At 66.3% G+C, this 13408-nt stretch carries 12 protein-coding genes; 8 read left to right on the forward strand and 4 right to left on the reverse strand.

What is annotated here, in order from left to right:
• Nucleotides 1-218: 218 nt before the first annotated feature.
• Nucleotides 219-1787, forward strand: a complete 1569-nt coding sequence (locus tag HNR60_RS12600) for a helicase HerA-like domain-containing protein (protein WP_184257954.1) — start codon at nucleotides 219-221, stop codon at nucleotides 1785-1787.
• Between the two features lie 29 nt (nucleotides 1788-1816).
• Nucleotides 1817-3223: a M20/M25/M40 family metallo-hydrolase gene (locus HNR60_RS12605; protein WP_184257956.1), complete on the forward strand. Its 1407-nt coding sequence runs from the start codon at nucleotides 1817-1819 to the stop codon at nucleotides 3221-3223.
• Nucleotides 3224-3608: 385 nt separating this feature from the next.
• On the opposite strand, the gene bla is transcribed toward HNR60_RS12605, so the two are convergent.
• Both bla and HNR60_RS12615 read right to left on the reverse strand, forming a co-directional pair.
• Nucleotides 3609-4463, reverse strand: coding sequence for a class A beta-lactamase (gene bla, locus HNR60_RS12610; RefSeq protein ID WP_184257958.1), 855 nt, complete (start codon nucleotides 4461-4463; stop codon nucleotides 3609-3611).
• A gap of 43 nt (nucleotides 4464-4506) precedes the next feature.
• Entirely contained in the window at nucleotides 4507-6156 is a 1650-nt protein-coding gene (locus tag HNR60_RS12615) for a glycosyltransferase family 39 protein (protein WP_184257960.1), read from the reverse strand.
• Nucleotides 6157-6470: 314 nt separating this feature from the next.
• Between HNR60_RS12615 and HNR60_RS12620 the strand changes: the two genes are divergently transcribed.
• The 4 genes from HNR60_RS12620 to HNR60_RS12635 all read left to right on the forward strand — a co-directional run bounded on the left by HNR60_RS12620 (nucleotide 6471) and on the right by HNR60_RS12635 (nucleotide 9264).
• Nucleotides 6471-7457: a hypothetical protein gene (locus HNR60_RS12620; protein WP_184257962.1), complete on the forward strand. Its 987-nt coding sequence runs from the start codon at nucleotides 6471-6473 to the stop codon at nucleotides 7455-7457.
• Between the two features lie 242 nt (nucleotides 7458-7699).
• On the forward strand, nucleotides 7700-8119 hold the full coding sequence (locus HNR60_RS12625; protein WP_184257964.1) for a Ros/MucR family transcriptional regulator: 420 nt from the start codon (nucleotides 7700-7702) through the stop codon (nucleotides 8117-8119).
• A 204-nt stretch (nucleotides 8120-8323) separates the two neighbouring features.
• Nucleotides 8324-8638 (forward strand): helix-turn-helix domain-containing protein, encoded by a 315-nt coding sequence (locus tag HNR60_RS12630; protein ID WP_347339342.1) that lies wholly within the window; start codon nucleotides 8324-8326, stop codon nucleotides 8636-8638.
• Nucleotides 8635-9264, forward strand: a complete 630-nt coding sequence (locus HNR60_RS12635; RefSeq protein ID WP_210313490.1) for a DUF6456 domain-containing protein — start codon at nucleotides 8635-8637, stop codon at nucleotides 9262-9264. Before HNR60_RS12630 ends, HNR60_RS12635 begins: the two co-directional genes overlap by 4 nt.
• A gap of 104 nt (nucleotides 9265-9368) precedes the next feature.
• On the opposite strand, the gene HNR60_RS12640 is transcribed toward HNR60_RS12635, so the two are convergent.
• Complete coding sequence (locus tag HNR60_RS12640) at nucleotides 9369-9797, reverse strand: SufE family protein (protein ID WP_184257968.1); 429 nt, start codon at nucleotides 9795-9797, stop codon at nucleotides 9369-9371.
• Nucleotides 9798-10027: 230 nt separating this feature from the next.
• The gene (locus tag HNR60_RS12645; protein ID WP_184257971.1) at nucleotides 10028-10438 is read right to left on the reverse strand and encodes a DUF5330 domain-containing protein; all 411 of its coding nucleotides are present in this window, start codon (nucleotides 10436-10438) and stop codon (nucleotides 10028-10030) included.
• Nucleotides 10439-10847: 409 nt separating this feature from the next.
• Between HNR60_RS12645 and HNR60_RS12650 the strand changes: the two genes are divergently transcribed.
• Both HNR60_RS12650 and HNR60_RS12655 read left to right on the forward strand, forming a co-directional pair.
• Complete coding sequence (locus HNR60_RS12650; RefSeq protein WP_184257973.1) at nucleotides 10848-12686, forward strand: ATP-binding protein; 1839 nt, start codon at nucleotides 10848-10850, stop codon at nucleotides 12684-12686.
• Nucleotides 12679-13398 (forward strand): peptidoglycan-binding protein, encoded by a 720-nt coding sequence (locus HNR60_RS12655; protein WP_184257975.1) that lies wholly within the window; start codon nucleotides 12679-12681, stop codon nucleotides 13396-13398. The genes HNR60_RS12650 and HNR60_RS12655 overlap by 8 nt, the downstream gene beginning before the upstream one ends.
• Nucleotides 13399-13408 lie beyond the last annotated feature (10 nt).

Below are 13408 nucleotides of genomic sequence, written 5' to 3' on the forward strand. Positions count from 1 at the left end.
GTTGCAACATTGCAAGAGCGAATGCGGGATTCACTCAAATTATCCGCAGCTTTGCGCCCAGCTCCGTGCATATGCGAATGAGAGAAACCGATTCGTTGCATCGCGCTGAAGCGTCGGTCGATAAGCGACACCGATCAGAACGGTTTCACAGCTCATGCGTCCTACGTTAGGATGATGGTGTTCGGCGACCTGCTGAAGACGTGCGGAGATGCGAGACCATGGCGACGACCGACAAGGGTATCGACGATACCGACGAAAAGATTTTCATCGGCAAGGAAACCGAAATAGCCTGGCTCACGCTGGCGCTCGCCAATCGTCACGGCCTCGTCACCGGCGCCACCGGAACCGGCAAGACGGTTTCGCTGCAGGTGATGGCCGAAGGCTTCGCCCGCGCCGGGGTTCCGGTGTTCGCCGCCGACATCAAGGGCGACCTCTCGGGAATCTCCGAGGTCGGCGAGGCCAAAGACCTTATTTTGCAGCGCGCCCAGGCGATGGGGCTGGCGTTTCAACCCGATCAATTCAGCACGGTGTTCTGGGACGTGTTCGGCGAGCAGGGCCACCCGGTGCGCGCCACCGTCTCGGAGATGGGTCCGCTGCTGCTGTCGCGGATGATGGATCTCAACGACGTGCAGGAGGGCGTGCTCAACATCGCGTTCCGGGTCGCCGACGAGCAGGGGCTGCTGCTGCTCGACATGAAGGATCTGCGCGCGATGCTGTCGTTCATCGCCGAGCACGCCGCCGAACTGACCACGCAATACGGCAACGTCTCCAAGCAAAGCGTCGGCGCCATCCAGCGGCAACTGCTGGTGTTGGAAAACCAGGGCGGCGCGCAATTCTTCGGCGAGCCGGCGCTGGCGCTGAAGGATTTCATGCGCAGCGATCGCGACGGCCGCGGCAACATCAACATCCTGGTCGCCGACCGCTTGATGCAGTCGCCGCAGCTCTACGCCACCTTCCTGTTGTGGATGCTGTCGGAACTGTTCGAAGAATTGCCGGAGGCCGGCGATCTGGCGAAGCCGAAGCTGGTGTTCTTTTTCGACGAGGCGCATCTGTTGTTCAACGACGCGCCGAAGGCGCTGATGGACAAGATCGAGCAGGTGGTGCGTTTGATCCGTTCTAAAGGCGTCGGCGTCTACTTCGTCACGCAGAATCCGATCGACGTGCCGGACAAGGTTCTGGCGCAGCTCGGCAACCGCGTGCAGCACGCGCTGCGCGCGTTCACGCCGCGCGATCAGAAGGCGGTCAACGCCGCGGCGCAGACCTTCCGGCCCAATCCGAAGCTCGACACTGCGCAAGTGATCACCGAACTCGGCAAGGGCGAGGCGCTGGTGTCGTTCCTCGAGGGCAACGGCACGCCGGCGATGGTGGAGCGCATCATGGTGCGGCCGCCGTCGGCGCGGATCGGGCCGATCACCGCGCAGGAACGCAAGGCGATCATGGATGCGAGCCCGCTGAAGGGCAAATACGACACCGCGATCGACTCCGATTCGGCCTATGAGATGCTGCAGAAGCGCGTCGCCGGCACCTCCGCGACCGCGCAGAACGGCGGCGACGGCAGCGTGCTGGGGCAGCTCGGCGCCATCGTCGGCACGATCTTCGGCACCAACGTTAAGCGCGGCAAGCTCTCCACCGGCCAGGTGATCGCGCGCGACGTCACTCGCACCGTCACCAACAAGGTGGTCGGCGGCGTGGTCGCCGATCTCGGCAAATCGCTCGGTGGCTCGCTCGGCGGCTCGGTCGGCCGCGCCATCGTCCGCGGCGCGCTCGGCGGCCTGCTGCGGCGCTAATTGTATATTCTACAGAAGGAAGACTCGTGATGACCGAAACGTCGCAACTGCAGTCCGTGCTCGACCGTGTCGATGCCGATTTCGACGCCAGCGTGCAGCGCTTGTTCGCGCTGCTGCGGATCAAATCGATCTCGGCCGACGCCGCGTTCGCCGAGGATTGCAAGGCCGCGGCGGCGCATCTCGCCGCCGACATCGCGACGCTCGGCTTCACCACCGAGGTGCGGCCGACCGGCGGGCATCCGGCGGTCGTGGCGCGCGGCAACGGCAATACGGGCGATCGCCCGCACGCCTTGTTTTATGGCCATTACGACGTGCAGCCGGTCGATCCGTTGAACCTGTGGCATCGGCCGCCGTTCGAGCCCGCGATCGCCGACCATGCCGACGGCCGCAAGATCATCGTGGCGCGCGGCGCACAGGACGACAAGGGTCAGCTCTCGACCTTCATCGAAGCCTGCCGGGCGTGGAAATCGGTCGCCGGCGCTTTGCCGATCGATCTCACCATCGTGATCGAAGGCGAGGAAGAGGTCGGCTCGAAGAATTTCGTGGCGTTCCTCGAACAGCACAAGAGGGACCTCGCCGCGGACTACGCGTTGGTGTGCGACACCGGGATGTGGGACCGCGATACGCCGGCGATCACTACCTCGCTGCGCGGGCTGGTCTATGAAGAAGTGATCATCAAGGCGGCGGATCGCGATCTGCATTCCGGCATCTATGGCGGCGGCGCGCAGAATCCGATCCGGGTGCTGACGCGGATCCTCGGCGGCCTGCACGACGACAACGGTCACATCACGATTCCGGGCTTCTACGACGGCGTCAAGGACGTGCCGCCGGAGGTGCTGGAGCAGTGGAAGAAGCTCAACCTCACCGCGGAGTCGTTCCTGAAGCCGATCGGACTGTCGATCCCGGCCGGCGAAACCGATCGGCTGTTGATCGAGCAGATCTCGTCGCGGCCGACCTGCGACATCAACGGCATCGTCGGCGGCTACACCGGCGAGGGCTCGAAGACGGTGATCCCGGCGCATGCCTCCGCCAAGGTGTCGTTCCGCCTGGTCGACGGCCAGGACCCGAAAAAGATCCGCGACGCGTTCCGCGCCTACGTCACCGCGCGGCTGCCGAAGGATTGCAAGGCGGAGTTTCTCGATCACTCCAACGCGCCGGCGATCGCGCTCGACTGGGGCATGAAGCCGCTCGCCGCGGCGAAGCGCGCGCTGACCGACGAGTGGGGCAAGGAGGCGCTCTTGGTCGGCTCCGGCGCTTCGATTCCGATCGTCGCGGATTTCAAGCGCATCCTCGACGTCGATACGCTGTTGGTCGGCTTCGGGCTCGACGACGACAACATCCATTCGCCGAACGAGAAGTACGACGTCAAAAGCTTCCACAAGGGCATCCGCTCCTGGGTGCGGATCCTGGCAGCGCTGGCTGCGGCGCCGAAGTAGCACTGGCCTTGGAGCAGGGCGTCGAGCGCCATCCTCCGAGTCATTCCGGGGCGCGAGAGCGATAGCGCGAGCGAACCCGGAATCTTGCAACAGCCCTTCAGCGTCGTCTCGGTCGCGAGATTCCGGGTTCGCGCGCAGCTTCGCTGCGCCCGCCCCGGAATGACCGCTGGTGTCCCGGCTCGCGTCGCAGCGCAAGCGCTGCAACGCGTCCGGGACACGACACGGCCAAATAAAAACGCCGCCCGGGATTGGGCGGCGTTTTGGATAGAACGTGCAGAGGTATGTGACGCCAAGCTACAACAAAACCGGCGGCGTTTCAATTCTGACAGCTGGCGTCGAGGCTGAGCCCGGAACCGGCGTGCAGGCACCGCGCCCGATGAAGAGGTCAGCCCAGCCGCTCGCCGACGAGCTGCCCGATCGCGGCGAATACGGCTTCGAGCTGGGCTTTGGTGGGTGTGCCGCCCTGAGTATAGGCGCAAATGACCACCGGGACATTGCGGCGCGGCCAGGCGATGGCAATGTCGCCGGCGGCGTCGATGCCATTGTTGCCGGTCTTGTCGCCGATCGTCCAATGCTTCGGCAGGCCGCCGCGAAGCCGGTTGGCGCCGGTCTTGCAATCCACCATCCAGCCGGTGAGCCGGTCGCGGGACGCCGGCGTCAGCACGTCGCCCAACACCACACGACGCAGGGTGCCCGCCATCGCGACCGGCGTCGTGGTGTTGCGCGGATCGCCGGGCGGCGAGAAGTTCAGTTCGGGTTCGTTATGGTCGAGCCGGGAGATGCCGTCGCCGGTCGCGCGCCAGAAGCCGGTGAGCGCCGCCGGTCCACCGACACGGGCCAGCAACAGGTTGGCGAAAGTGTTGTCGCTGAGTTCGACCATCGCCTTGCACATCTCGTCGACGGTCAGTCCGCCCTTGGCAAGGTTCTCCTTGGCCACCGGCGCGTAGTCGAGCAGGTCCGCGGCGGAATACGCGATCCTGGCGTCGAGGCTGTCTTCGCCGCGGTCGATGCGAGCCAGAACGAAAGCCGCGAGCGAGGCCTTGAACGTGCTGCACATCACCCGACGCTCGTCCGCGCGCCATGCGATCGTCGTGCCCGTCGTCAGGTTTTCGGCGTAAAGGCCGATCCGGCCGCCGCTGTCGCGCTCGTAGCTTTGCAGCGCCGGCGGCGCGTCGTCGGCCACGGCCGACCATGCGGCGAAGCCTGGAACGGTGGCCAATAACAGTCGTCGCGTCAGCATGGGCGGGCCTCTACGCAAAGAGGGGGCGGCGCCGCGCCGGGGGCTACGGCGCCGGGATCGACAACAGGCTGGAGATGCTCTGTCTGCGGATGTCGTAGACCCGCGCGAACACCACGTCGTCGCGCTTGATCTCGGCGATGATCGGCGCGTTCAGGCCCTTGCAGTAGAATTCGCCGAGCGTCATGGCGAAGTCGGCGGCCTGGCTGTCCCAGCCGATGGTGAAGTCCGGACCCAGCGCCACCTGTGCCGGACGCTGCGGGCCGCACACCGCGACCTTCCATTTGCGGCCGCGCGGCGGCACTTCCTGGCGCTCGGCGATTTCGTCGCGCAGCGCGTCGGAGGCCTGCTTCAGCGCCAAGCCCCAATAGTCCAGCATGAACAGCGATTCGGCGCTGCGCACGGTGCCGGCGACGTGGTTGAAGTGGGTGTACTGATAGGGATGCAGCCGGATCATCTCGGCCAGCGGCAGCATCAGCCCGAAGCCGAAGATCGCCACCGCCGCGGCCTGCGAGCCGAGGTGGCGGGCGCCGATCCAGTCCATCAGCCGCGCCAGCGCGACGCCGGCCAGCACCGCCATCGGCGGGATCACGAAGATGAAGTGGCGGATGCCGTTGTACAGCGCCGGGCGTTTCACCATGGCGATGATCAAGGGCAGCGTCGCCGCCACCGTCAGCATCAACAGGATGGTCTTGCGCCGCGGCGTCTCGTTGTTCCGCGACAGCGCCACGATGGTCATCACCACGCCGCCGGCGGCGAGGGCGAGCAGCACTTCGGGCAATTGCAGCGCGAACAGCGTCGGCAGATAGGACCACGGCATGTCGGGCACCGACACCAGCGCGCCGTCGAACATCTCCTTCCAGGGCTTTTCGAAGAAGTGCGAGAAGTAGGTCAGGGCGCGCAGCGGGTTGGCCGGCTCCATGATCGACCACGGCCAGATCAGCCCCATCACCAGATAGCCGAAGATCAGGCCGGGAATCAGCGCGAAGCTCATCGAGGCGAAGCGGCGGCCGGCTTCGCGCAGGCCGTTGCTGCGGACTTCCTCGATCAGCAGCGGGATAAAGCCGATCAGCGCATAGACCAGCGCCAGGCCGCCGAGGATCCGAGAGCCGATCGACAGCCCGGCGCCGAGGCCTACGATCAGCACCGTTTGCGGCGAGGGCCGGGGATATTCTTCGGCGAGGCGGACCAGGCCGAGCATCAGGATCACCATCGCGACGGCGAACGGCGCATCCTTCGGATTCATGAACATGTGGCCGTAGAAGGTCGGGCACAGCGCCAGCAGCAACAGCGCCGAGAGCCCGGCGAACGGGCCGCCGACGCGGCGCGCCAGCCGCCAGGTCACCGCCAGACCGATGACGCCGACCACGGCGCCGAGCAGCCGTCTGGTTTCGAACAATTCCAGCGGAATGATCTTGTGCAGCAGCGCCGCCGCGATATCAAAGCCGCCGCCATACATGTAGAGATTGGCGAACGACAGCGCTGCGGTGTCGCGGAAGCCGGAGCCGTACATCCGCAGCAGCAGATCGGCATATTCGGCGTGGGTGTAGTCGTCCCAGCCGAGGCCGTAGTCGCGAAATGTCAGCCCTGCGATCAGGCTGACCACGGCGAGCACCGCGATCGAAAGGTCGTCGCAAGTTCGTTCCGCCGAGCGCCGCACGGGCGTATCGAAGGAAGAAGTCGTTATGGCTGACATGACCGTTGATTAACCCAGCGTCCCAGTGACCCAACAGTTTGGCGCGTCGGGCCCATTCCCGGGGCGTCTATAGCCCATTTCCGTCACCAAGTAATTTGTAATTACGGCGCAATTTATCCTTCGCATGCTGCCATGCAAAAGCGTGTGACGCCGGTGAACCTGGCGTTTTTCATAGCCGGCATCTGATGAACGGCAGCTGAAGACAACAAGTTGTTTGAAAACCACACCGCCAATTGCAGGTTGGCGACCCGCGCCCTATGACGTTATCTTGGCAATGGCTGACGCGCGGACGCGGCGGCGGCGTGGAGTAGAGAATGATTTTGCTGTTGGTGGCCGGATTTGGCCTGCTCGTCACCGGGCTGACGGCGATCGCGTTCGGTATCCCGGTAAAGGAATTCAGCTTCGGCAACACGCTGATCCTGTGCGGCACCATCGTGGCGTCCACCGGCGCATTGATGCTCGGAATGCGTGCGGCGGCGAGTGCGCTGCGCGCAACCGTCTTGGGAGCGCCCGCCGCCACCGCTACTGCACCGCAATCCAATATCCCGGCGCGACGACTGCCGCCGCTGGATCCGCCGGTGCCGGACCGTGCGCCGGGCGAGGGCGAGACCTTCCTGTTCAGCCGCGACCGGCCCTCGACCGAGCGCCCGGACAGTTCGGCGAGCGCGAGTTCGCCCGCGCGGACCACCGAGCGTGCGGAGACGGACAGATCCGCGGCGTCGGCCGAGTCCGGCTCGCCGCCGCCGTGGCGCGACGAGATCGCGCGGGACCGCGGCCGGACCCGCAGCGCGCCGCCGCCGCGATCCGCGGAGCCGGAGCCTGAGCCCGAGCCCACGGCTGAGTCCGAAGCGTCAGCGCCGAGCGAATCGACGCAGAAGCAGCGGCGCAACCTGTTGTTCGCCTCCAGCCGCCGCGAGCGCGAACGCGCAGCACGCGCCGCACAGGCCGGCGAGGCGGCGGCCGCAGGGCTTCCGGAGCTGCCGCTGTTGGCGAACGAGCCGCGCCGCACCACCTTCGAAGAAGCCTGGCCGGAAACCGAGCGCGCCCGCCCCGAGCCGCTGCGCGCCCGGCTTTTCCCCGGGGCCGAGGCGCATGACCCGACCGCGGCCAACGAGCCGGCCGTGCCGGCCTCCGACGGGCCCGAAGCGGCGCCGCAGGTCACGGTGCTGAAGTCCGGCGTGGTTGATGGCATGGCCTATTCGTTATATTCAGACGGATCGATCGAAGCCGAGATGCCCGAGGGCAAGATGCACTTCGCCTCGATCGACGAACTGCGGTCGCACCTCGACCAACGCAGTTGACCGGGGTTTATTGCGCAACACTTGCAAAGCGAAATAAAGCCGCCGCATGGCAGCGTTGTTCTTGTCTTGCGCAAAGCAATCGCCAATAATCGGCGAGTAAAGGCAGCGATCCGCAAGCGCCGGTCGTGGTATCTTGGTCCGTTCCGGGCATGCCTCGGGGCGCCGAGCCGTTGCGACTTCTCGCCACCGTATCCACAGATCAGGCGTCGGCAAAGTTTCAGGCGTCAGCAAAGTTCAAGGTCATGACCGACAGCACGGGTAAAAGCTTCATCGATCTCACGGCGACCATCGTCTCCGCCTATGTGAGCAACAACCCGACCCCGGCCGCGGATTTGCCGGGCCTGATCGGGCAGATTCATGCGGCGCTGGTGCGGGTGTCGGCCGGCAAGGTCGAGCCGCCGCCGGAGCCGGCGAAGCCCGCGGTGTCGCTGAAGAAGTCGATGACGGCGGATTATCTGGTCTGTCTGGAGGACGGCAAGCGCTTCAAATCGCTGAAGCGGCATCTGCGCACGCAGTACAACATGACCCCGGAGCAATACCGCGACAAATGGGGCCTGGCGCCGGATTATCCGATGGTGGCGCCGAACTACGCGGTGGCGCGCTCGCAGCTCGCCAAGAAGATGGGGCTCGGCCAGCAACGCCGGCGCCGCGGCGGCAAATAGACCGCGGGCAGGGCTCGCCCGCAGCGGCGAGCCGGCCACCTGAATAAATTCACGAGGATCGCTATCCCCGGGGCTTGCCAGGCCGACTAGGATGTATGAAAATATTCCTAGAAAGGCCCGCCCATGCTCGACGCCGCTGCCGTCTCCGATCGTTCTTCCGCTCCACTCGCACCGCCCAGCCAAGCTTCGTCACCCGACCGAATCGTGCAGCGCGTGGTGGGCTGCGTCGCCGCCGATTTCGGGCTCGACGCCGGCCTCTTGACCGCGGCGCGGCGCGGCTCGCCGCGGGTGGCGCTGGCCCGCCAGGTCGCGATGTATCTCAGCCACGTCGGCTTCGCGCTGAGCTTCGAAACCGTCGGCCGGCTGTTCGGCCGCGATCGCACCACGGTGGCGCACGCCTGCCGCGTGGTCGAGGACAGCCGCGACGACGTCTGGATGGATTGCCGGCTGGCGACGCTGGAACGGGCCTGCGGCCTCGGCGCCGCGCCGGCTCAGCGCGCGACGGAGGGCCGGCGATGACTCGCACCCGCAGCGCCCGCCGACCCGCAAGCGCCAAGCTCGCGCAGCCTGCCGACGACATCGCCGAGGCCATCGACGGCTTCCGCGCCCAACATCTCGATCTGTCGCGCCGCGAGGTGATGACCGCGGCGGGTCTCGCGCGCGTCACGGTGAACGACGGCGAGAGCCCGCTGGCCTGGCTCGCCCGTCGCAAGGGCCGCGACGGCCGCGCCATGATCACGCCGACGCAATTCATCGCCGGCGAGAAGCTGCGTGGCGACTTCACCCGCGGACAATTGACGCCGCGGGTCACCTCGAGCTGGGAGGCGCCAACCGGACGGCGCGGTCCCGGCGGCGGCGCCGGCGAAATGACCGATCTGGTGATCGCGTCGCGGCAGCGGCTGCGCGCCGCGCTGGAGGCCTGCGGTCCGGAATTCGCCGGGCTGTTGATGGACGTGTGCTGCTTTTTGCACGGCCTCGAAGAGGTCGAGAGCCGACGCGGCTGGCCGTCGCGCTCCGCCAAGGTGGTGCTGCAACTGGCGCTGGATCGGCTGGCGCGGCACTACGGCCTCGACGATAAGGCGACCGGCGCCGCCGCGGCGCGGCTGCGCACTTGGCTCGCCGACGACGCCGGCTTCAGCGCATGATCCCGAAAAGTAGGTACCGATTTTCGGAACAGATCATGCTCAATCAAAAAGCTAAAGCAGGATAACGGTTCGAAGCAACGTCATCCTGCTTTAGCCTCGGCTGATCAGGTGGAGGCAGCGAGGGTGTCGCGGGCGTCGTGGCGGATCCGCTCGACCATCGAGCGCAGCCCGTTGGAGCGCTGCGGCGTCAGATGTTCGCGGAAGCCGAGTTCGTCGAACACCGCGAGCGGCTCGGCTTCGAGGATCTGCTTCGGCGAACGGCCGGACACCAGTGTCAGCAGGATCGCGATCAAGCCGCGCACGATATGCGCGTCGCTGTCGCCGAGGTAGCTGAGACGCGGCTCGCCGTTGTCGTCGCGCTCGAGCTTGCGCGACAGCCAGACCTGGCTGGCGCAGCCGGAGACCTTGTTGGCGGCGTTGTGCTCGGACTCCGGCATCGGCTCGAGCGTGCGGCCGAGTTCGATGACGTAGCGATAGCGGTCGTCCCACTCATCGAGCAGTGCGAAATTCTCTCTGATGTCGTCGATCGTCATCGCGTCGTGTCCATTCAGCTGCGCGGGCTCGCCGTCGCGGCAGCACGAGCCGCGGATAAGCGAGCATGGAACCCGACAGATATATGGGATCGCGCGACCTCGAAAGCGATATCGACGCCGAGTTGCGAATTTGCGCGGTCGTGGGAACCGCGCTCACGCGGGGCTGCACGATCGCAAGGCCGGCGGCCCGCGCCGCGGGCATGTTGCGGCGGCGCTGGGCGCAGAATGCTCTAATTGGCGGCAGTGGTTTCCGGCGGTGACAACCGCCATTCGGTCACCAGATCGTCCGGCGTCAGCGTGTCCTGATGCGTTGCGTCGGCGTCAGCGACGCCGTCGATCGAGCCGGTGTGGTCGTTGCCGCGCTTCTCGTCGGTGCCGCGCTTCTCGATGATGATCTGATAGATCTTGCGCGCGCCGTCGGTGGCGCGCTGGCCGATCACGGTCGCGGCCTTGTCGCCGATCTCGCAGGCGGCCGGCTGCCGCTTGCAGAACTGACTCATGTCCGACACCGCGGCGGTCGCGGCGGTCACCGCCTCGGAGGCGCCGAGCTGCGGCAGCTTGTCGGATTCAGGTGTCTTCTCTCTTGGCAGCAGCACGAGCACCAGCCCAAGCCAAAACGCCATGCGAAGCAGGAAAAACATCACGCGACCCCGTCGACAAATCACCCCGTTGCGATTGTCCTCGCAATCGCCGCGAAACTAGCAGCGGTCGCTGAATAGCTGGTGAGTCGGATGCTTCAAATTGTCGGAAAATCCAGTCGTTGCGCCTTCGATTCAAGATTGGCGTAAATTTTCCATTGCCGTCGCGCCATCGCGCGCCGCCGCCGTGCACGAATTCGAAACCATGTTGGCGCCGCGCTCTAAACCTGTCGTTCACCATCCGCGTCAAATGCGCGGTGGAATGCTTATCAATCCGCGCACAACTCGTGTTGTCCCGCATGCGCGGCGATTGCCTTAGCGTTCGCTTAATTTACGTCTGACAGTTTGGCGCAAACGATAAGGGGGCGTTCCGGCGCGTCAGTCGTGACGACCAAGCCGAGGCGCAAGCAACGTGACCGTGTCGACCATCATCCGCGATTGTCTTGATACGCTGCTGCACCCATCCGCGCGCTACGACGCGTTGATGAGTGCGCGGCATCGCGCGTTCATTGCGCCGCGGCTGTTCGGCAGCCTCGCGGCGCTGGCGGCGTTCCCGGTCTATCTCGCGATCCACGGCGCGCCCGCCGGGCTCGAGGTCGCGGCCTTCGCCTGGCTGATCGCGCCGATCCTGCTGTCGTATTTCCTGTCGCGCACCGGCCGCTACGAAAGCGCCAATATCCTATCGGCGCTGGCGCTCGCCGGCCTGATCATGGCGGTGGCGATCAACACCGGCGGCATCGAATCCTTCGCGGCGATCTGGCTGGTGGTGATCCCGCTGGAAGCGGCGCTGTCGGCGTCGCGCCGCGTGGTGGCGTTCGCGTCGGCGCTGGCACTCGGCTGCGCGCTGTCGCTGATCGCGCTCAATCATTTCGACCTGCTGCCGGTTTCGCAGCTGACCGCCAGTCACGGCGCGCTGATGGCGATGGGCATCGCCTCGGCGCTGCTCTATGCCTGCGGCCTTGCCTATGGCGCGGAATCGCTGGCCCGCACCAGCGTCGCATTGCTGTACGACGAAGAGGATCGCTATCGGCTGTTGGCGCGCAACATGAGCGACGTGATCTCGCGTCACGCCCGCAACGGCGCCGTGCTGTTCGTGTCGCCGGCGGCGGAGGCGCTGCTCGGCGTGCCGGTGGCGCGGCTGCTCGGCCACGGCCTGTTCGATCGCGTCCACGTTGCCGATCGCCCGGCGTTTCTCACCGCGTTGTCGGATGCCGGCCGTGGCGGCGAAGCGCGTAGCGTCGAGTTCCGGATCAAGCGTGACGTGCCGCGCAGCGAGCGCGGCCGCGGTCATGCCGCGGATTTTCTCTGGCTGGAGATGCGCTGCCGGCCGCTGCATCAATCGGCCACGTCCACTTCGGACGCCGAGGTGGTCGCGGTGATGCGCGACGTCACCGACCGCAAGGAACAGGAACAGGCGCTGGACCTGGCGCGCGCCGCGGCCGAGCGCGCCGATGCCTCGCGCAGCCATTTCCTCGCCACCATGAGTCACGAGCTGCGCACGCCGCTCAACGCCATCATCGGCTTCTCCGAGATGATCGTGCAGGAAGACACGTTGATGATCAGCGCCGCGCGCCGCAAGGAATACGCGCAGCTGATCAACGATTCCGGGCAGCATCTGTTGTCGGTGGTCAACGGCATCCTCGACATGTCGAAGATGGAAGCCGGCAATTTCGAAATCCTGCCGGAGCCGTTCGCGCCGCGCCCGGCGCTGGTGAATTGCTGCAATCTGCTGGCGCTGAAGGCGCGCGAGAACGAGGTCGATCTGGTGACCCGCGCGCCGGAGAACCTGCCGCAGCTCACCGGCGATCCGCGCGCGTTCAAGCAGATCGTGCTCAATCTGGTGTCCAACGCCATCAAGTTCACCGAGCGCGGCGGCACCGTGACGGTGTCGGCCGCGATCGAGGGCGCGCGGCTGGTGCTGCGGGTCAGCGACACCGGCGTCGGCATCGGCGCCGACGATCTGAAGCGGATCGGCGAAGCGTTTTTCCAGGCCGGCAAGACTTATCAGCGGCGCCACGAGGGCACTGGCCTTGGGCTCTCGATCGTGAAAAGCCTGGTGGCGCTGCACGGCGGGGAGATGAGCGTCGAAAGCAAGCTCGAGGAAGGAACCACGGTGACGGTGAAGCTGCCCCTGGCCTTCACCCGGCCGAGCGAGACCAGCAACATCGCCGTGCTCAATCCGGCGCAGCCCGCGGCGGCGGCGCAGAACGACAGTCAGCGACAGGATGATCAGGTGAAGAAGAGTGCCTAAGAAAGCCGACAGAAACGACAACCAGCTTTCCCGACGTGGCCGCGCGGTGGCGATCGACGCCGACGAGGAGCGCGGCCTGGCGATGCGGTTGTTGCTGCACAGCCCGAAAGATCTGATCGCCGGGATGTTCGCCTCGGCGGCGGTGATCGCCATCATCACCAACGCGTTGTTCATGCAGGCCGGACGGCATCCGTCGCCGATGTTCGGCAGCAGCCTCACCGCGCCCGCGGCGACGCCGCCGATCGCCAATGTGTTGCCGCGGCCGCGTCCCGCCGAAGCCGCCGGGCGCTTGGCCGAACCGCGTCCCGGCGAATTGAAGCCGGTCGACAGCCGCACCCAGGATACCAAGCCCGCCGACGCCCGCGGCGTCGATCTGTTCGCCAGCCCGACCAAGACCACCGCGCCGGTGTCGACCGCGGCGCCCGCAGCCGCCGCAAGCTCGACCGCGCCGCGTCCGCCGGCGCCGGTGCCGGTCGCCACGCGCAGCGATCCGCTCGGCGATCTGATCACCTCGTCGCGCCGCGTCGCGCAGGTGCAGCGCGCGCTGACCGAATACGGCTACGGCCAGTTGAAGCCGACCGGCACCGCCGGCTCCGACACCCAGGCGGCAATTCAGAAATTCGAGCGCGACCGCAAGATCCCGGTGACCGGGCAGATCTCGGATCGCCTGGTGCGCGAATTGTCAGCGATGACCGGCCGGCCGATCGAGTAGCATTGCCGCC

The organism is Rhodopseudomonas rhenobacensis (genome assembly GCF_014203125.1).
In the GTDB taxonomy this organism is placed as follows: Bacteria; Pseudomonadota; Alphaproteobacteria; order Rhizobiales; family Xanthobacteraceae; genus Rhodopseudomonas_A; species Rhodopseudomonas_A rhenobacensis.